A 19,037-nucleotide genomic window follows, 5' to 3' on the forward strand; every position below is an offset into this window, starting at 1 on the left:
GTGACCGATCCCCTGAACCGCCGCCCCATCCGCGCCGTCGCCTTCGACCTCGACGGCACGCTGGTGGACAGCGCCGCCGACCTGATGCACGCCTCCAACGCCCTGCTCGCCGAGCTTGGGCGGCCGCCGGTCGATCTGCCGGCGGTGCGCTCCTTCATCGGCGACGGAGCGCCCAAGCTGGTGGAGCGCGTGCTGGCCGCCACCGGCGGCCGGCCGGCGCCGGAGGAGGAGGCCCGCTGCCTCCAGCGCTTCCTGGCGCTCTACGAGGCCGACCCCAGCGCCCACAGCGCGCTCTACCCCGGCGTCGCCGACACGCTGGGCCGGCTGGCGGCGGCCGGGCTGCGGCTCGGCGTCTGCACCAACAAGCCGATGGGGGCGACGGTGCGGCTGCTCGACGATCTGGGCATCGCCGGCCGCTTTGCCGCCGTGGTCGGCGGCGACAGCTACCCGACCCGCAAGCCCTCGCCGGAGCCGGTGCTGGGGCTGCTGGAGCGGCTGGGCGTTGCCCCGGCGGAAGCCGTCTTCGTCGGCGACAACGAGCACGACGTGGCGGCATCCCGCGCCGCCGGGGTGGCGCGGGTGCTGCTGGTGCCCTACGGCTACGCCCGCGTGCCGCTGGATGGCCTGCCGCACGACGGCATCCTCGACGGTTTCGCCGATCTGGCGGGGCGGCTGTCATGCTGACGTCGGTGATCTTCTGCCGGCACGGCGAGACGGAGAGCAACCTCGGCGGCTGGCTCGCCGGCTCGCGCGACGTGTCGCTGACCGAGCGGGGGCGGGCGCAGGCGCGCGAGGCCGCCGCGACGCTGGTCGCCATGGGTCGCCAAGAGGGGCGTTCGGTGCCGGTCATCCACAGCAGCCCGCAGCGCCGGGCGCTGGAGACGGCGGGCATCCTGGCCGGGGCGCTCGGCGTCGCGGTCGTCCCGGTGCCCGGACTGGAGGAGCGGCGCTGGGGCGACCTCGAGGGCGGCGCCATTCCGGCCGACCTGCTGCGCGAGGAGGTGCCGAACGGCGAGAGCCTGACGGCGTTCCGGGCCCGCGTCACGGCGGCGCTCGACGGGCTGTTTGGCGGGCTGCCGGTGCCCGTGGACGGCCGGCCGCCGCTGATCGTCGCGCACGCCGGGACATGGCCGGTGCTCTGCCGCTGGATGGGCGTGGAGTCCGCGCTGCTGTGGCCGCCCAACGCGGCGCCGGTCACCCTGACGCGGGAGACGGCGGCCCCCCGGTGAGGCGGCGGTGGCCGGCGCCGCGTTGGGCGGGGGTTTACCGCAGCGCGGCGGCGAAGCTGGCGACGTTCGCCTCCAGATGGGCGACCTTGCCGGTTCCGGTGAGGACGATGCCGTCGGCGAGGTGCCGGCCGATGAAGGCGAAGGCCGCGCGGGCGGCGTCCCCGTCCGCCGCCGGGCCGGCCGGCGAGCCGACCAGCGAGCCGACCAGCGAGCCCATGGCGAAGGGCCGGTTGACGATCGCCCGCAGCCCCGCCCGCGCCATCGTCGGCAGCAGCGGCAGCATCCGGTCGTCGGCGCTGTTGAGGGGGAATTGCAGGAAGGAGTAGAGCCCCGTCGCGATCGCCCGTTCCCCGGCCTCGACCGTGGCGACGCTGGCCCCGAAGCGCGTCACGCCCGCCGCCCTGGCGTGCTCGATCGCCGCGACGACGTCCGGGCTGTCCACCAGCTCGGCCGTCGCCTTGTGGATTTGCAGCACGTCGATGCCGTGCAGGAGCGTCAGGCTGCGGTCGATGCTGCGCCGCAGGGCGTCCCGGCCGTGATCGACGAAGGTCGTGGCGCTCTCCGCGTCCCAATGCTCGCCGGCCTTGGTCATCACCGTCAGGGCCGAGCGTTGCGGGCCGTCGAGCCCGGCGAGGAAGCGGCCCAGCACGGCCTCGCTGCCCGCGTAGGCCGGGGCGGTGTCGAGGCTGCGGACGCCGAGGTCGAGCGCGCGGCGGAGCAGGGCCTGGGCCTCCTCCTCCGCCGGCACCTCGGTCGGGCGCACGCCCCAGCTCCGGCCGATGGACAGCAGGCCGAGGCCCAGTTCAAGCCGCCGGTCGGTGGCCCGTGTTTCAACAGTCGTCATCGCGTCACGCCCGTGGTTTCGGGTGGAAGAAGGATTGCGGGCGCAGCGGGGCCTCGCCGAACAGGCCGAAGGCCTGGATCACCATGCCGGTCGGCACGGTGAGGCCACGGGCGACGCCGCCGCCCTTCAGCACGCCGCCACGCCGGTCCGGGTCCGGGTCGCGGTGGCTGCCGCCGGCCTCGAGCCGGCAGCTCTGCATCCGGATCGGGCCGAGCACCTGCGCGCCGTCGCCGATGTGGTTGCCGAGGGCGAGCGACCCGCCGCCGAGCAGCCGCGCGTGGCTGCCGATCTCGATCGCGTGGTCGGGATGGTCGGCCTTGATGGTGAAGCCGCCTTCCTCGCCGATCTCGGTGTCGGCGCCGATGCCGACCCGCCCGCCGGCGGCGACGATGCGCGTGCCGGAAAAGAGCCGGGTGCCGCTCCCGATGGCGATCCGACCGCCCTCCGTCGCCTGGACGGTCGTGCCGGGCCACAGCGTGACGCCGGCCGCCAGCGTGACGCCGGGCGAAACCAGCGTCGAGAACGGGTCGAGGACGAGAACCCCGCCGTCCGCGAGCGCCGCCACGGCCTCGACGGACAGGAAACCGGCGCGTTCGCGCGCCCGGTTGGCGGCGCCGACGAGCGCCTCAACGGCGAGCGCCTCACCCATGATCGGCGGCCTTGGCGCGCGTCGCGCCGGACGGTGTCGGACGGCTTCCGTTAACAGTGTTTCGCTGCCTTCCCCTCATGGTGACATCCGCCATTCATTCGCCCCTTGTATGAACAATCGGAAAGAAAGGCGCCGGGAAACGATGCCACGCGAGCAGACGAAGGGAGGAAGAAGGAAATGGACGTCGTTCTTGCGCTCCCTTCATTCTTGATACCGCTTTTTCTCCAAAGCGCAAAGTGTTTTGGATGAATTGGTGTCGAATCAGGAAATAAAAACGGAATTTTCACCGGAGGATTCTTCCCATGGTTTGTGCGGTTTCCAAGATGAAGTCTGTCGGTTTCGGCATCGGCGCGCTGGTTGCGCTTGCCGTTAGCCCGGCCCATGCGCGGGGAAGCGTCACCGTGATGTGCGGCGTGCAGGAGGAATGGTGCAAGGTCATGGCCGTCGCCTTCGAGAAGAAGACCGGCATCGCCGTCGCCATGACCCGCAAGAGCGCCGGCGAGGCGCTGGCCCAGATCCGCGCCGAGGCGGCCAACCCGAAGATCGACATCTGGTGGGGCAGCTCGGGCGACCCGCACCTCCAGGCCGCCGAGGAGGGCTTGAGCGTCGCCTACGAGAGCGCGCGGCTCAAGGATCTGCATGGCTGGGCGCAGAGCCAGTACAAGCAGTCGCAGGGGCGCAGCGTCGGCATCTACGCCGGGGCGCTCGGCTTCGTCTACAACACCGAGATGCTCGCCAAGCGCGGCATCCAGCCGCCGAAATGCTGGGCCGACCTGCTGCGTCCGGAGTTCAAGGGCGAGGTCCAGATGCCCAACCCCAACTCGTCCGGGGCGGCCTACACGGCGCTGGCGACCCTCGTGCAGATCTTCGGCGAGGACGCCGGCTTCGACTATCTGAAGAAGCTGAACGAGAGCGTCAACCAGTACACCAAATCCGGCGCCGCCCCGGCGGCGGCCGTGGCGCGCGGCGAGACGCTGGTCGGCATCTCCTGGGTCAACGACAGCGTCATCCAGAAGGTGAACAAGTTCCCGGTCGACATCTCGACCCCCTGCGAGGGGACCGGCTACGAGATCGGCTCGATGAGCATCCTCAAGGGCGCCAAGAACCTCGAATCGGCCAAGACCTTCTACGACTTCGCCCTGACGCCGGAAGCGCAGGACTATGGCGCGCTCAACATGCAGATGACGCCGTCCAACAAGCAGTCGGTGTCGCCGCCCGACGCGCCGAAGTTCGAGGATGTCCGGCTGATCGACTACAACTTCCAGAAATACGGCATGGTCGATGAGCGCAAGCGGCTGCTGGGCCGCTGGGATTCGGAGATCAAGTCGGTCGCCAACTGACGGGCGGCCCGGCACCCGCACCCGCACCCGCACCCGCACCCGCAAGGCCCGCGCCGGGGACGGCGGGCGGCGGGTGCCGGGCGGTTTGGAACGTTTGAAACGGCGTGGAACGCTTTTCCCATCCCGTTCCGTGTTTCGTTCCGGCGCAAGGCGGCTCATCGGCGGCTCATCGGCGGCTCATCCGCCGGGCCCGCCGCGCCGCCCGCAGGGGCCCTTGCCGCGCCGCTCCTCCGCCGAGCCGAGGCTGGGGTAGGCGTCGTCGGGGTTGAGGGTCCAGGGATAGACGCCCTTGGGGCCGTCCGCTTCCGGCTGCGCCAGGATGGCGGCGATGATGGCGGGGTCGGGCTGGGTCCGTTCGCGGAAAGCGCCGGGAACCGCGTCGTCGAGGGCGGGGGCGAGAACCGGGGCGGGCATCGGGGGCGCGGCGGGATCCTCCGCGGCGCCGAAGCCGTCTTCCGAAACGGGAGAGGGCGGCACGGGCGCCGCAGGGGCCGCAAGGTTCGCAAGTTCCGGTGCGCCGAACAGGCCGAGCCGGTCGGCGGCCCAGCGCACCGTCGCCGGGTCGCCCATCGCCACCAGCCGCTCGACCTGCTGCGCCACCAGATCGCGCAGCGACGACAGCCGCAGCTCCGCCTCGCGGTTCAGCGCCTGACGCTCCCACCAGACGCGGGCGCGCAGGGCCTGCGAGCCGTAATAGGCCCGCCACAGCGTGGTGCGGCTGCACCCCAAGGCGCGCGCGACGTGCAGGAAGGACGCCCCGCGCGCCAGCATGCCGGCGGCCATCACCCATTGCTCCTCGGCGAAGCGCGATCCGGGGACCAGGGATCCGTCAGGCGGAGCCGGAGGCTCCTCGGCCCAACGGGGCAGGGGGGCGGCGCGTGTGGTGTTGGTGGGAGCAGCGGCGGGGGTGGCGAGCGCGTCGAGGGGCATCGCGGGGCTCCAGGGGTGGGGACGGGAGCGCCAAGTTATAGGTAAATTTTCCTTTGACAGAGGGCTTTCGGGAAAAAAGCGGTTTTCCGGAGGGGCGGTTTGCAGCAGAGGCTTTGACTTCCGACCTCTTCAGCCGTCATGTCATGCCGTCGCGCATGGGCGCTGATTTTGGCAAGGTAGAGCGCCTAAGAGCACCCAACAGAACCTTGGGCGGTCTCTCGCCTCGTCATCCCCGCGAAGGCGGGGATCCAGAGTTTTCCGAGCGGACCCCATGGGAAAAGCCTGGATCCCCGCCTTCGCGGGGATGACGGGAATCCTCGAAGAGGTTGGCGTGGAAAGCGGGCGTTTCCGTCTCCTGCCGTTCGCTTGGGCGTCGGATGCCGTTTCAGAGGCGCTCCGGCAGGACCGACGGTTCCGGCCGATTGCGCGCCGGGCCGGGCTGGGCGCCGCCGCTTCCGCCGCCGAGGGCGGTGCGGATCTGCGCGGCGAGCGCCGGCTTCTGGTAGGGCTTCTGGATGAAGTGGAGGTCGAGCGGCAGGCTGGCGCTCTCCACCAGGAAGTCCCGCGCGTAGCCCGAGCAGAACAGAACCTGCAACGCCGGCTGTTTCGCCTTGGCGACGGCGACCAGGGCCGGACCGTTCATGCCGCCCGTCAGGATGACGTCGGTGAACAGCAGGTCGAACGGCGTCCCGTCCAGCAGCGGCAGCGCCTCCTCCGCCGAGGCCGCCGGCACCGCCCGGTAGCCCAGCGCCGTCAGCATGTCCACCGCCGTCAGGCGGACGGCGGGGTCGTCCTCCACCACCAGGACGCGCTCCCGCCCGCCCTCGACCGGGCCGGCGTCGCGCGGCAGGGCCAGCGTCTCCGGCAGCATGCGGGCGCGCGGGAAGGCCATCGCCACCAGCGTGCCGATTCCGGGCTCGCTGCGGATGTCGACCGTGCCGCCCGACTGGCGGACGAAGCCGTAGACCATCGACAGGCCGAGCCCGCTGCCCCGGCCGAAGCGCTTGGTGGTGAAGAAGGGCTCGAAGACGCGCGACAGCACGGCGGGCGGCATGCCGCTGCCGTCGTCGCGCACCGACAGGACGATGGCGTCGCCGTCCTCCCGCGCTGCCGCCTCCGTGGCGATGACGATGGTGCCGCCGTCGGCCAGCGCGTCGCGGGCGTTGACGACGAGGTTGAGCAGGGCGTTCTCCAACTGGCCGGGATCGACCAGCGCGGGGGGCAACCCCGGCGTCAGCGCCGTCGTCAGGACGATGCCGTTGCCCAGCCCGTAGGCCAGCAGATCCAGCATCCCCTCGACCAGCTCGTTCAGGTCGACGGCCTGCGGCTGCAACGCCTGCTGGCGCGAGAAGGCGAGCAGGCGCTGGATGGTCGTCGCCCCGCGCTCGGCGGCGTCGAGCGCGCGCAGCGCCTTGCCGCGCACCGGGTCCTGCTCGGCCGTCTCGTCGTGGATCATCTGGAGGTTGCCCATGATCGCGGCGAGCAGGTTGTTGAAGTCGTGGGCGATGCCGCCGGTCAGCTGGCCGACCGCCTCCATCTTCTGGGCGTGGCGGAGCTGCTTCTCGATGTCCTTGCGCTCGGTCAGGTCGGAATAAGTGGTGATGAAGCCGCCGGACGGCATCGGGCTGCTGTGCAGCTCGACCACCCGGCCGTCGGGGAAATGGTGCTCGCAGCGGAGCGCCTGCTCGGCGCGCCGCCGGGTCAGCGCGTCGAGATCGACGCTGCTGCCGTCGAGCATCCGGATGCCGACCCCGCGCCGCAGCAGGTTGCGTTGCAGCTCCGCAAGGTCGCGCCCGGCGACGTCGGCCGGGGTGAAGCCGTTGAGCTCAAGGAAACGCGGATTCCAGGTGACCAGCCGGCCGTTCTCGTCGAACACCGACAGCCCGTCGTTCATGTTGTCGAAGACGGCCTCCAGCATGCGCGAGTTCTCGCCCAGCTTGCGGGCCAGCGCGTCGCGCTCGGCGACGTTCTCCTTGAAGACGCTGAAGGCGCGGGCGAGGTCGCCGATCTCGTCCGGGCGGCCGGTGGCCGGGACGCTGACCAGCCGGTCGCCGCCGGCCAGCGCCGACATCGCCCGCGTCACCGCCCGCAAATTGCCGGCGACGTCGCGCATGACGTAGACCGCCGCCGCGACGGCCGCCAGCGCGCAGAGCGCGCCCAGCGCCAGGATGCCGGCCTTGCCCGAGGACAGGGCGGAGAAGGTGGCGTCGCCCCGGCTGCGCGCCGCCGTCTGCATGGCGGTGGTGACGCTCTCGACCTCGCGGTTCAGCTGCGCCGACAGGGTGTTGGCGGCGGCGACCAGGAAGCGGCTGCGCTGCTCGATGCCGAGCTGGCGGTTGCGGATGTCGAAGACCGCCCCTTGGCCGTCGAGCACGGCCAGCAGCTGGTCGAGCGAGGGGGCCATGAGGGCCAGCGCCGGCGCGGCGGTGTCGATCGCCCGCAGATCCCGCCGGTCGGCGTCGAAGCCGCCGCGCCAGCGGGCGAGGTCGGCCGGGCTGGTCGTCGTCAGGGCGGCCGACACGGTGTCGCGCGTGCGGTCGGCCAGCCGCAGGACCGAGAAGGGCAGGGGCGGGGTTCCGGCCGCCGCCCCTTCCAGGCCGGGAAAGCCGGGATGCTCGAAGGTCCGCGCCGCCGCCCCGGCCAGCGTCTCGCCGAGGATGCGCTGGCGCTCCAGCCCGAGGCGGATCGCCGCCGCCTCCGCCCGCACCGCGATGGCCTCGCCGGTGACGTCCATCAGGTTGCGCAGCGTGCCGTCGAGCCGGCCGGCGAGCCTGACCAGCGACGGCACGTCGGACGGGACGTGCGGCGAGGCGCGCTCCAGCCCCGGCAGCCGGTTGACCAGGACGGTCAGGTCGGCGAGCTTGAGTTCGAGCTGGCCGCGCTCCTCGTCGAGGCCGGGCGTCGCCTCGATGGCGGCGATGAAGGGGGCGCGGGCGGCCAGCCCGGTGCTCAGCTCCGCCATCCGCATCGCCAGCGCGATGTTGCCGAGCCCCTCGCGCTGGAGGGACAGCAGGGCGCGCTCCGTCTCCCCCAGCCCGAACCAGCCGACCCCGCCGACCGCCGTCGTCAGGACCACCATGGCTCCGAAGGCGGCGAGCAGCCGGCCGCGAACGCTAACGGGGGACAGCATGCGTCTGACCATCGGGTTGGAGGCTACCGCCGGCCGCCCCGCCGGCGCCAGCGGGAAACGCGCGGGTCGGCGGGGGGCGGGGCGGCGCGTGACGGGTCAGCGCGCGACGGCGGCGATGCCGTCGCCGGTGAAGGTGGCGAGCGCGGTCGCACCCGCCGGCACCGGGTTGGCGACGTTGGGATCGACCACGAACAGGTCGCCGAACTCGCTGGTCAGCCCGTACTCCATGTGCGAGCCGAGGTAGGTCGCCTTGCGGACGGTGACCGGGATGCCGTCGCCGCTGCCGTCGCCGCCCCCATTGATGCCCCCGTCGGCGCCGGCGGGCCGCAGGCGGATCGCGTTCGGCCGGACGGCGAGCAGGATCCCGCCGGCCGGCAGGCCCGGATCGGGCACCGACAGGGTCAGCCGGCCGAGCGCCACCGTCGCCGTTCCGCCGCCGCGCGCGACCAGCTCGCCGTCGATCAGGTTGGCGCCGCCGATGAAGTCGGCGACGAAGCGGCTGTTCGGCCGGCGGTACAGCTCGTCCGGCGTGCCGGTCTGGGCGATCACCGACTTGTTCATCACGATGATGCGGTCGGAGACGGCCAGCGCCTCCTCCTGGTCGTGGGTGACGTAGACGGAGGTCAGGCCGAGCTTCTGCTGAAGCTCGCGGATGTCGTCGCGCATCTTGCGGCGCAGCTTGGCGTCGAGGTTGGACAGCGGCTCGTCGAACAGCAGCACCTCCGGCTCCAGCACCAGGGCGCGGGCGACGGCGACGCGCTGCTGCTGGCCGCCGGACAGCTCGCTCGGCAGGCGCTGGCCGTAGCCGCCGAGCCCGACCAGCTCCAGCCCCTCGGCCGCTCTGGCGGCGGCGTCGCGCTTGCGCACGCCGCTGACCACCAGCCCGTAGGCGACGTTGTCGGCCACGCTCATGTGCGGGAACAGCGCGTAGGACTGGAACACCATGGTGACGTTGCGGTCGGTGGCCGGCAGCCGGGTGACGTCCTTGCCGCCGATCAGGATCGTCCCGCCGCTCGCCATCTCCAGACCGGCGATCATGCGCAGCGTGGTGGTCTTGCCGCAGCCGGACGGACCCAGCAGGGTGACGAGGGTTCCGGCCTCGATGCTGAAGCTGACGTCGTCGACGGCGGCGGTGCTGCCGTAGCGGCGGCTGACGTTGCGGAACTCGACGCCCGCGGCCTTGCTGGCGATGCTCATACCGGCTTCTCCTGAAGCGTGACGGGGGTGGCGGCGCGGCGGCCGATGCGGCGCTCGCCGACGGCGAACTGGATGAGCGCGATGACGACCGACATCAGCACGATCAGCGCCGAGCTGTAGGCGATGGCGAGGCCGAAATCGCCCTGCTCGACGCGGCCGACGATGTAGGCGGTCGCCAGCTCGTATTTCGGGCTGACCAGGAAGATCACCGCGCTGATCGAGGTGATGGCGCGCACGAAGCTGTAGACCAGCGAGGCGACGATGGCCGGGCGCAGCAGCGGCAGGATCACCCGGCGGATCGTCTGCACGCTGCCCGCCCCCAGCGTCAGCGAGCATTCGTCGAGGCTGCGGTCGATCTGCGACATGGCGGCGACGCCGGCCCGGATGCTGACCGGCATGTTGCGGAAGACGAAGCAGACGATGAGGATGGTGACGGTGCCGGTCAGCTCGATCGGCGGCTGGTTGAAGGCGAGGATGTAGCTGATGCCGATCACCGTGCCGGGGATGGTGAAGCTCAGCATCGTCAGGAACTCGAAGGCGCCGCGTCCCTTGAAGCTCTGGCGCACCAGCAGATAGGCGGTCAGCAGCCCGACGGCGGCGGTCAGCGGCGCCGACAGGGCGGCGACCTCGATCGTCGTGAACAGCGAGCCCCAGGCCCGGCCCGACCAGATCAGCCCGTTCGGCCCCCAGCTGAGGTCGAAGGCCGCCAGATAGTGGCGCAGGGTCAGGCTGTTGTTGCGGCCCCAGTTCTCGGTGAAGCCGCCGAACAGGATCAGCCCGTAGAGCACGAAGGTGAAGGCGGCCCAGGGCAGGGCGGTGGCGTAGGCGGCAATTTTGATGCCGCGCGGAAGCTGCGAGGGGATGCCGTTGTCGCCCTTGCCGCCGACCGTCGCGTAGGACTTCTTGCCGAGCCACTGCCGCTGCACCCAGAAGGCGCCCAGGCACAGGCAGAGCAGGATGATGCCGAGCGCCGCCGCCCGGCCGGGGTCGTTCTGGGCGCCGACGACGGCGAAGTAGATCTTGGTCGACAGCACCTCGTAATTGCCGCCGAGGATCAGCGGGTTGCCGAAATCGGCGAGACTCTCGATGAAGCTGATGAGGAAGGCGTTGGCGACGCCGGGGCGCATCAAGGGCCAGGTGACGGTGCGGAAGGTGACCCAGCGGCTGGCCCGCAGCGTCTGCGCGGCCTCCTCCAGCGACGGGCCGATGCCCTGGACGACGCCGATCATCACCAGGAAGGAGATCGGCGTGAAGGCCAGCGTCTGGGTCAGCAGCACGCCGGGCAGCCCGTAGATCCAGCGCGAGACCGGGATGCCGAACCAGTCGGCCATCGCCAGCGTGACGGTGCCGTTGCGCCCGAACAGCAGGATGACCGCGAGGCTGATGACGAAGGGCGGCGTGATGATCGGCAGCACGGTCAGCACGCGCAGCAGCTTCTTGGCGCGGAAGCCGGTGCGCACGGCGACCAGCGCGAAGGCCAGCCCGAGCAGGGTGGTGGCGATGCCGGTCATCACCGCCAGGAAGACGCTGTTCCAGACGACGCCGCAGGACTTCGCCTCGGTCAGGCAGGACAGGCGCCAGACGTCGGGGGCGGCCAGCCGCGCCCACAGCGCGCCGGCCGAGAAGCCGCCGGTGCCGGTGTCGCCGGCACCGCTCAGGACATAGCCGACCGGCAGGAAGACGAAGGCGGCGATGGCCGCCAGCACCAGCCCGATGGCGCCGGCCGTGAAGCGGTCGCCCTTCATGAAGCCCAAGCCGGCGAAGCCGTTGGTCATCAGGAACAGGAAGGACAGCGCGGTCAGCGCCGCCCCGGCGCCGAAGCCGCCTTGCCCCAGCGGCAGCGGGCCGAACAGGGCGCCGAGCCAGCCCCAGGCCCAGCCGTCGAGGCCGATGGCGAAGCCCTGCGCCGCGACCCAGGCCAGCCCGAAGGCGCCGCCGGCCAGCAGCGCCGCCGGCTGACGGGCGCGCAGACCGGGCAGCGCCGTGACGGCGAGCGCCAGCAGCAGCGGCAGGGCGACGGGCAGGAGCCACCAGCGCCCGCTGGTCAGCCCGTCGATCAGGGCGGATCCGGCCGGGCCGGGGGCGGGCGGCGCGAGGGCGGGCTGTGTGCCGCTGCCGGCGAACCAGGGCAGCAGGGCGAAGCCCACCCACCCCAGCGCCAGCCAGACTGCCGAACGAGGACGCATCACATCACCTGCGGATTTTGACGGACCGGGCGCGGCCCGCCCTTCTCCCCGGAAGGGAAGGGAAGGGCGGAAGCCTCAGGTCGAAAAAGAAGGGCCGGGAAGCGGTTACTTGGCGACGGCCTTGATGTCGGCGTCCCAGCGCGACAGCAGGCGCTTGCGCTCCTCGGCGGTGCCGTATTTCTGGAAGTTGTAGTCGATCATCCGGATCGCCTCCAGCTTCGGCGCCTCCGGCGGGATCGCCGCCTTGCGGTTGGACGGCATCTGGAACTGCTTGGTCTCGGCGCCGGTGGCCTGCCCCTCCGGCGACAGGGCGAACTCGTAGAAGGCCTTGGCCGCGTCGGGGTTCTTCGTGCCCTTGAGGATGCTCATCGAGCCGATCTCGTAGCCGGTGCCCTCGCAGGGGGCGGCGACGTCCACCGGGAAGCCGTTGATCTTCTGGTTGATGCCGTCATGCATGAAGACGATGCCGACCAGCGTCTCGCTGCGCGCGGCGGCGGCGGCCGGCGCGCTGCCCGACTTGGTGTACTGGTTGACGTTGTCGTTCAGCTTCCTCAGGTAGTCGAACGCCCCATCCTCCCCCAGGATCTGCACCAGGGTCGCCAAGGCGGTGTAGGCGGTGCCCGACGCGTTGGGGTTCGCCATCTGGATCTCGTCCCTGAACTCCGGACGCAGCAGGTCGGCCCAGCATTTCGGGGCGCCGATCTTGCGCTTGCCCAGAAGCTCGGTGTTGTAGACGAAGCCGAGCGCCCCGGCGTAGACGCCGACGCTGCGCCCCTGCGACTGCTTGTACTGGCTCTGCGCCCAGGGCTGGAGATCCGCCTGCTGCGGGCTCTCGTAGGCCAGCGTCAGCCCTTCCTCGGCCGCCTGGAGGTGCGGGTCGCCGGGGCCGCCCCACCAGACGTCGGTCTTGGGGTTGGCGGATTCGGCGCGGATCTGGGCCAGCGCCTCGCCGGCGCTCTTGCGGCTCATGGCGACGGCGGTGCCGGTCTTCTTCTCGAAGGCGACGGCGATCGCCTTGCACCATTCCTCCTGCACGCCGCACAGGACGGTGAGGGTGCCCTGGGCCTGGGCCGGCTGCGCGGCCAGCGCGACCAGCGCGCCAAGGCCGAGACCGGCGGATTTGATCCAGTTGGACTTGATCCAGTTGGACTTGGTCAGGCTGCCTGCGGATGTCACGGAGCACTCCTCCCTGGAGTTCGACTTGGTTTTCTTGACGGCGCGTCTGTTCGTCCGGCCAGCGTAAGCGGCCAGGGTGAACGGCGGATGTCACGCCTTCAGGGAGCGGCTGTAATCTTGTTAACGGAACCGGGAGGCGGCGGGGCGCCGGTCAGGGGCCGAACGCCTCGATGTCGCAGTCGAAGACATAGCCGAGGCCGCGTTCCGTGCGGATCAGCCAGGGCTGCTGCGGGTTGCGCTCGATCTTGCGGCGCAGGCGCAGGATCAGCACGTCGATGGTGCGGTCGAACACGTCGTCGCGGTCGTGGTGGGTCAGGTCGAGGATCTGGTTGCGGCTGAGCACCCGCCCGTGGGCGCGCACCAGGGCCAGCAGCAGGTCGAACTCGGCCACCGTCAGGGCCACCGGCTTGCCGGCCGGGTCGAACAGCCGCCGCCCGTCCTCGTCCAGCGTGAAGCCGGCGAAGCGGTAGCCGCGCTTGCAGGGCGCCGGAACCGGAACGCTCTCGCGGGTGGTGCGGCGCAGCACCGCCTTCACCCGCGCGATGAACTCGCGGTTGTTGAACGGCTTGACGATGTAGTCGTCGGCGCCGACCTCCAGCCCCATGATGCGGTCGATGTCGTCGCCGCGCCCGGTCAGCATGATGATCGGCACGTCCATCGTGCCCCGCAGCTGGGCGGCGATGGAGATGCCGTCGCGGTCCGGCAGGCGCAGGTCGAGCACGATCAGGTCGAGCCGGCCGGACGCCAGCACCGCCATCAGCGACGCCGCGTCGGGGCAGAGCGCCGTCCCGTAGCCTTCCCCGGCCAGCAGGTCGGCGACCATCCGGAGGACCGCCGGATCATCGTCGACGACCCCGATGGTCAGGCGCTTTCCGCCAGTCGGTGACGCGTTCGATGACATCCTGCCCGCCCGGTGATGAGGGCGCAGGATCGCATTCCTTCCCGCCGGGATCAACAGATCTGGCCGGGACCGGCGGAGCGGTGTTCGGATCGGTCGCGGTTTACGGCGTTGCGGCGCCGGCACGCCTCCATCGCAGGCGGAGCAGCGGGTAGGGCCGGCCGTCGTCGTCGGTCTCCGAGCGGCCGACCACCGCGAAGCCGAGGCGTTCGTAGAAGCCCCGGCCGGACGGGTTCTGCTCGTTCACCTCCACCGTGACCTCGTCCCGGCCCCGGCGGACATGCTCGACCAGCCGGCGGCCAAGCCCGCCGCCCCGGCGGTCGGCGTGGACGAAGAGCGAGTCGATGTGGCCCCCCGACGCCCCCAGGAAAGCCTGCGGGACATCCCGCCCGTCGACGGCGACCAGAAGCTCGGCGGCCGGCAGATAGGCGGTCCGCACCAGATCGGCGATCTCGGCGAAATGCTCCGGCGTCAGGAAATGGTGCGTCGCCAGGACGGAGGTCCGCCAGATCTCGACGTTGCGGGCGAGGTCGTCGGCGCGCGCGGCGCGGATTCCGGTCATCGGACGGTCCCGCCGTCCTTGAGGAGATGCAGGGCGGCGTGTTGCAGCAGCATGATGGTCTTGCCGTCGCGGATGCGGCCGTCCGCGATCATCCGCAGCGCCTCGTCGATCGTCGGCTCCAGACGCTCGATGTCCTCGCCCTCGTCGGCGTTGCCGCCGCCGTCGGACACCCGGTCGGCCGCCGAATAGGCGCCGACGAAGAAGTGAAGGCGCTCCGTCACCGACCCCGGACTCATGAAGGCGTCGAAGATCGGACGGACGTCGGTGACGCGGTAGCCGGTCTCCTCCTCGACCTCGGCCTTGATGCGCTCCTCGGGGCTGGCGTTGTCGAGCAGGCCCGCCGGGGCTTCGATCAGCAGGTCGTCATGGCCGTTGACGAAGGCCGGGTAGCGGAACTGCCGGGTCAGCAGCACCGTGCGCCGCTCCGGGTCGTACAGCAGGATGGTGGCGCCGTTGCCACGGTCGTAGGTCTCCCGGCTCTGCCGCTGCCAGGAGCCGTCCCCCCTCAGGAAGCTGAAGGTCGTCTTCTTCAGGACGTACCAGTCGTCCGACAGGGTGGTCACGTCCTCGACCCGAACCCGGCTGGATATCGCCATGCCCGCCTCCCGATGCGCAAGTCTGCACGATGTTGCATGATTTTTGGGAAACGTGCAATATGCCGCGAAGACCGGAGCGGGGCCCCCCATGCTGACGACCGAACGGAAGGCGCTCATCCTCGACACGCTGGCCCGGGAGGGCCGCGTGGTGGCGAAGGATCTGAGCCGGGCGCTCGGGCTGTCGGAGGACACGATCCGCCGCGATCTCCGCGAACTGGCGGCCGAGGGCCTGCTTCAGCGCGTCCATGGCGGAGCGCTTCCCGCGTCGAAGGCGCTCGCCGACCTTCCCACCCGGCGGAAGGTCTCGGTCGAGGGCAAGGCGGCGATCGCCAGGGCCGCGGCCGCCATGGTCAGGAACGGCCAGACCGTCTTTCTCGACGGCGGCACCAGCGCCGTGGCGCTCGCCCGCGCCTTGCCGCTGGATTTGCGGGCGACGGTGGCGACCCACAGCCCGGACGTCGCGGTCGCGCTGCTCGACCATCCGGGCGTCGCGGTCGAACTCATCGGCGGCCGCATCTACAAGCATTCGAACGTCGCCGTGGGGGCGGTGGCGATCGAAGGCATCTCCCGCATCCGCGCCGACGTCTATTTCATGGGCGTCGCCGGCATCCATCCGGAGCATGGGCTGACGACCGGCGACCGGGAGGAGGCGGCGATCAAGCGCGCGATCAGCCGGCGGTCGGCCGAGACCATCGTGCTGGCCTCGTGGGAGAAGCTCGGCGCGGTGTCCGCCTGCGACGTCGTCGGGCTGGACGAGATCGACGGGATCGTCGTGGAAAGGGGCTGCCCGGCCGATGTCCTGGACGCCTATGAAGGGCGTGGAATCCCGATCGTCCGCGCCTCCGCCTGAAGGGCCGTGACCGACGGGGGCCGCTGGCGCGATCCGGGCCGGCCGGCGGCGGAGGACGCCCCCACCCCGGACGGGGCGGGGGCGTGCGCGCTCATGCGAAAAGCTGCTCTTCCGTCAACGCCATCACGCTGGACGAGCCGGCGACGACCGTCGCGCGCAGCGCATCGACGCGGGGAAGGAAATGCTCGGCGAAGAAACGGGCCGTCAGCGGCTTGGCCGACAGGAAGGCCGTGTCGGGATCGCCCGCCTCCAGCCGCGCCGCCGCCACGCGGGCGGCGCGGGCCAGCTGCCAGCCGCCGGCCACCAGCCCCAGCAGCTCCAGGAGGTTGACCGAGGCCGCCGCCGGGGCGCGGGCGTCGCCGGCACCGGCGGTCAGCAGCCACGCCACCGCCTCGCCGGCCTGGGCGCAGCTTTCCGCCAGGGCCGCGCCGGTGACGCGCAGGGAGTCGTCGGGGCTGCCGGCCAGTTCGCGGCCGAGGGCGGCGATCTCCTCCAGCAGGGCGCGCAGGGCCGCCCCGCCGTCGCGCAGGATCTTGCGGCCGATCAGGTCGTTGGCCTGGATCGCCGTGGTCCCCTCGTAGATCGTCGTGATGCGGGCGTCGCGCAGGTGCTGGGCAGCGCCGGTCTCCTCGATGAAGCCCATGCCGCCATGCACCTGCACCCCGTGCGAGGCGATCTCCTGCCCCGTCTCGGTGCACCAGCCCTTGGCGATGGGGGTCAGCAGATCGACCAGCAGCCCGGCCCGCTGCCGCGTTCCGGCGTCGGGGTGCTGGTGGGCGGTGTCCACGGCGGCGGCGGCGGTGTAGAGCAGGCCGCGCATCGCCTCGATCCGGCTCTTCATGCCCATCAGCAGGCGGCGCACGTCGGGATGGTGGAGGATGCCGGCGCTCCCCTGGCCGCCGGTCCAGCCCACCGGCCTGCCCTGCACGCGCTCGCGGGCGTAGGCCAGGGCCTGCTGATAGGCCCGCTCGGCGATCGACAGCCCTTGCAGGGCGACGGCCAGCCGGGCGTGGTTCATCATGGTGAACATGTATTCCAGGCCACGGTTCGGCTCGCCGACCAGCCAGCCGGTGGCGCCGCCCTCGTCGCCGAAGGACAGCACGGCGGTCGGGCTGCCGTGGATGCCCAGCTTGTGCTCCAGCGACACGCAGTTCACCTGGTTGCGGGCGCCGGGGTTGCCGTCGGCGTCGGGCAGGAACTTCGGCACGACGAACAGGCTGATGCCCTTCACGCCGGCCGGGGCGTCGGGCAGCCGGGCCAGCACCAGATGGACGATGTTCTCCGTCAGGTCGTGGTCGCCGTAGGTGATGAAGATCTTCTGCCCGGTGACGCGGTAGGTCCCGTCGCCGGCCGGCACCGCGCGCGAACGGGTCGCGGCAAGGTCGCTGCCCGCCTGCGGCTCGGTGATGTTCATGGTCCCGGTCCATTCGCCCGAAACCATCCTCGGCAGATAGAGCGCCTTCAGCGCGTCGGAGCCGTAGAGCCGCACCGCGTTGACCGCGCCCTGCGTCAGCATCGGGCACAGCGCGAAGGCCATGTTGGCGGAATGCCACATCTCCTGCACGGCGGTGTTCAGCAGGTTCGGCAGCCCCATGCCGCCATGCTCCGGCTCGAAGGGCAGGCCGTTCCAGCCGCCCTCGACCAGCGTCCGCCACGCGGCGTTCCAGCCCTCCGTGGTGCGGGCGGTCCCGGTCTCGTCGAGCCTGGCGCCCTGGGTGTCGCCGGCGCGGTTCAGCGGGGCCAGCGTGTTCCCGGCGATCCTGGCGGCCTCGTCCAGGATGCTGTCCACCAGATCGGGCGTGGCGTCGCCGAAGCCCGGCAGGGCCGCCACCTCGGCCATGCCGGCGAGATGGTCGAGGACGAAGCGGATCTCTTTCAGCGGGGGGGCGTAGCCGGTCATCGGGGCGCCTTTCGGAAACGGGGGAATGGGGGAGGGGCGCGCCTTACAGCGAGGCGGACAGGTCGGGCAGCGCCTTGAACAGGTCGGCGACGAGGCCGTAATCGGCGACCTGGAAGATGGGCGCCTCCTCGTCCTTGTTGATGGCGACGATGACCTTGCTGTCCTTCATGCCGGCGAGGTGCTGGATGGCGCCGGAAATGCCGACGGCGATGTAGAGGTCCGGGGCGACGATCTTGCCGGTCTGGCCGACCTGGTAATCGTTGGGCACGAAGCCGGCGTCCACGGCGGCGCGCGAGGCGCCGACGGCGGCGCCCAGCTTGTCGGCCAGCGCCTCCAGCAGGGCGAAATTCTCGCCCGACTGCATCCCGCGCCCTCCGGAGACGATGACGCGGGCCGAGGTCAGTTCGGGACGCTCGGACTTGGACAGCTCGGCCGAGACGAAGCGCGACAGGCCGGGATCGCCGGCGGCGGCGATGGCCTCGACGGCGGCCGAACCGCCGTCGCCCGCCGCCTCGAAGGCGGTGGTCCGCACGGTGACGACCTTGATCGGGTCCTTCGACTGGACGGTGGCGACGGCGTTGCCGGCGTAGATCGGCCGCTCGAAAATGTCGGCGGAGACCACCCCGGTGATGTCGGAGATGGCGGCGACGTCGAGCAGGGCCGCGACGCGGGGAGCCACGTTCTTGCCGACCGAGGTGGCCGGGGCGAGGATGTGGCCGTAGGGGCGGCCGATCTCCGCCAGCAGCGCGGCGAGCGGTTCGGCCAGCGCGTGCTCGTAGGCGGCGTCGTCGGCCAGCAGGACCTTCGACACGCCGGCGATCCTGGACGCGGCGTCCGCCACGGCCTGCGCGCCCTTGCCGGCGACCAGGACGTGGATGTTGCCGCCGATCCCCTTGGCGATCTGGGCGGCGGCGGTGACGGCGTTCAGCGTGGCGGGCTTGAGCGTCGCGTTGTCGTGCTCGGCGACGACGAGAATGTTGGCCATGGTCAGTTCATCCCCTCTCAGATCACCCGCGCTTCGGTCTTCAGCTTGTCGACCAGGGTCGCCACGTCGGCCACCTTGACGCCGGCCTTGCGCCTGGCCGGCTCGACCACCTTCAGCGTCGTCAGGCGCGGTGCCACGTCGACGCCCAGGCTGTCCGGGGTGACGGTCTCCAGCGGCTTCTTCTTCGCCTTCATGATGTTGGGCAGCGAGGCGTAGCGCGGCTCGTTGAGGCGGAGGTCGGCGGTCACGATGGCGGGAAGCGTCAGCTCCACCGTCTCCAGCCCGCCGTCGATCTCGCGCGCCACGGCGACGGAGCCCTCGCCCGCCACCACCTTCGAGGCGAAGGTGCCCTGGCCCCAGCCGAGCAGGGCGGCGAGCATCTGGCCGGTCTGGTTGCAGTCGTCGTCGATCGCCTGCTTGCCGAGGATGACCAGCCGCGGCCCTTCCTTCTCGACCAGGGCCTTGAGGAGCTTGGCGACGGCCAGCGGCTGGGTCTCGGCGTCGGTCTGCACCAGGATGGCGCGGTCGGCCCCCATGGCGAGCGCGGTGCGCAGCGTCTCCTGCG

General features: G+C 71.4%; 17 protein-coding genes. 4 read left to right on the forward strand and 13 right to left on the reverse strand.

Annotated features, from left to right (window positions below; genetic code table 11):
• Both gph and J2847_RS30080 read left to right on the forward strand, forming a co-directional pair.
• Positions 1 to 684, forward strand: a complete 684-nt coding sequence (gene gph / locus J2847_RS30075) for a phosphoglycolate phosphatase (RefSeq protein ID WP_209782412.1) — start codon at positions 1 to 3, stop codon at positions 682 to 684.
• Positions 678 to 1,229, forward strand: coding sequence for a histidine phosphatase family protein (locus J2847_RS30080; protein ID WP_209782413.1), 552 nt, complete (start codon positions 678 to 680; stop codon positions 1,227 to 1,229). Before gph ends, J2847_RS30080 begins: the two co-directional genes overlap by 7 nt.
• Positions 1,230 to 1,263: 34 nt before the next feature.
• Here the strand turns inward: J2847_RS30080 and J2847_RS30085 are convergent, their stop codons facing one another.
• Both J2847_RS30085 and J2847_RS30090 read right to left on the reverse strand, forming a co-directional pair.
• Positions 1,264 to 2,073, reverse strand: coding sequence for an aldo/keto reductase (locus J2847_RS30085; RefSeq protein WP_209782414.1), 810 nt, complete (start codon positions 2,071 to 2,073; stop codon positions 1,264 to 1,266).
• A 4-nt stretch (positions 2,074 to 2,077) separates the two neighbouring features.
• Positions 2,078 to 2,722 (reverse strand): hypothetical protein, encoded by a 645-nt coding sequence (locus tag J2847_RS30090; RefSeq protein WP_209782415.1) that lies wholly within the window; start codon positions 2,720 to 2,722, stop codon positions 2,078 to 2,080.
• Positions 2,723 to 3,045: 323 nt separating this feature from the next.
• Here J2847_RS30090 and J2847_RS30095 point away from each other — a divergent pair, with 323 nt between their 5' ends.
• Complete coding sequence (locus J2847_RS30095; protein ID WP_209782416.1) at positions 3,046 to 4,062, forward strand: ABC transporter substrate-binding protein; 1,017 nt, start codon at positions 3,046 to 3,048, stop codon at positions 4,060 to 4,062.
• 177 nt (positions 4,063 to 4,239) lie between these two features.
• Here the strand turns inward: J2847_RS30095 and J2847_RS30100 are convergent, their stop codons facing one another.
• From J2847_RS30100 to J2847_RS30135, 8 genes are all read right to left on the reverse strand, one after another.
• A complete protein-coding gene (locus J2847_RS30100; RefSeq protein WP_209782417.1) occupies positions 4,240 to 4,992 on the reverse strand; it encodes a helix-turn-helix domain-containing protein in 753 nt (250 codons plus the stop codon).
• A gap of 385 nt (positions 4,993 to 5,377) precedes the next feature.
• The gene (locus J2847_RS30105) at positions 5,378 to 8,122 is read right to left on the reverse strand and encodes an ATP-binding protein (protein WP_209782418.1); all 2,745 of its coding nucleotides are present in this window, start codon (positions 8,120 to 8,122) and stop codon (positions 5,378 to 5,380) included.
• A gap of 96 nt (positions 8,123 to 8,218) precedes the next feature.
• Positions 8,219 to 9,319 (reverse strand): ABC transporter ATP-binding protein, encoded by a 1,101-nt coding sequence (locus J2847_RS30110; protein ID WP_209782419.1) that lies wholly within the window; start codon positions 9,317 to 9,319, stop codon positions 8,219 to 8,221.
• Positions 9,316 to 11,505 (reverse strand): ABC transporter permease, encoded by a 2,190-nt coding sequence (locus J2847_RS30115; protein ID WP_209782420.1) that lies wholly within the window; start codon positions 11,503 to 11,505, stop codon positions 9,316 to 9,318. Before J2847_RS30115 ends, J2847_RS30110 begins: the two co-directional genes overlap by 4 nt.
• A 105-nt stretch (positions 11,506 to 11,610) precedes the next feature.
• Positions 11,611 to 12,681 (reverse strand): ABC transporter substrate-binding protein, encoded by a 1,071-nt coding sequence (locus J2847_RS30120; RefSeq protein WP_325169515.1) that lies wholly within the window; start codon positions 12,679 to 12,681, stop codon positions 11,611 to 11,613.
• Between the two features lie 151 nt (positions 12,682 to 12,832).
• A complete protein-coding gene (locus J2847_RS30125) occupies positions 12,833 to 13,582 on the reverse strand; it encodes a response regulator (RefSeq protein WP_209782421.1) in 750 nt (249 codons plus the stop codon).
• Positions 13,583 to 13,682: 100 nt separating this feature from the next.
• A complete protein-coding gene (locus tag J2847_RS30130) occupies positions 13,683 to 14,141 on the reverse strand; it encodes an acetyltransferase (RefSeq protein WP_209782422.1) in 459 nt (152 codons plus the stop codon).
• The gene (locus tag J2847_RS30135) at positions 14,138 to 14,737 is read right to left on the reverse strand and encodes an NUDIX domain-containing protein (protein WP_209782423.1); all 600 of its coding nucleotides are present in this window, start codon (positions 14,735 to 14,737) and stop codon (positions 14,138 to 14,140) included. Before J2847_RS30135 ends, J2847_RS30130 begins: the two co-directional genes overlap by 4 nt.
• 88 nt (positions 14,738 to 14,825) lie before the next feature.
• Between J2847_RS30135 and J2847_RS30140 the strand changes: the two genes are divergently transcribed.
• Complete coding sequence (locus J2847_RS30140; RefSeq protein ID WP_209782424.1) at positions 14,826 to 15,587, forward strand: DeoR/GlpR family DNA-binding transcription regulator; 762 nt, start codon at positions 14,826 to 14,828, stop codon at positions 15,585 to 15,587.
• Positions 15,588 to 15,678: 91 nt separating this feature from the next.
• Here J2847_RS30140 and J2847_RS30145 read toward each other — a convergent pair whose 3' ends face one another.
• The 3 genes from J2847_RS30145 to J2847_RS30155 all read right to left on the reverse strand — a co-directional run.
• On the reverse strand, positions 15,679 to 17,487 hold the full coding sequence (locus J2847_RS30145) for an acyl-CoA dehydrogenase (RefSeq protein WP_209782425.1): 1,809 nt from the start codon (positions 17,485 to 17,487) through the stop codon (positions 15,679 to 15,681).
• 43 nt (positions 17,488 to 17,530) lie between these two features.
• A complete protein-coding gene (locus J2847_RS30150) occupies positions 17,531 to 18,472 on the reverse strand; it encodes an electron transfer flavoprotein subunit alpha/FixB family protein (RefSeq protein WP_209782426.1) in 942 nt (313 codons plus the stop codon).
• A 17-nt stretch (positions 18,473 to 18,489) separates the two neighbouring features.
• Positions 18,490 to 19,037: electron transfer flavoprotein subunit beta/FixA family protein (locus J2847_RS30155; protein ID WP_209782427.1), on the reverse strand; the 548-nt coding region annotated here is incomplete at its 5' end.

Source organism: Azospirillum agricola, assembly GCF_017876095.1.
Lineage (GTDB): Bacteria > Pseudomonadota > Alphaproteobacteria > Azospirillales > Azospirillaceae > Azospirillum > Azospirillum agricola.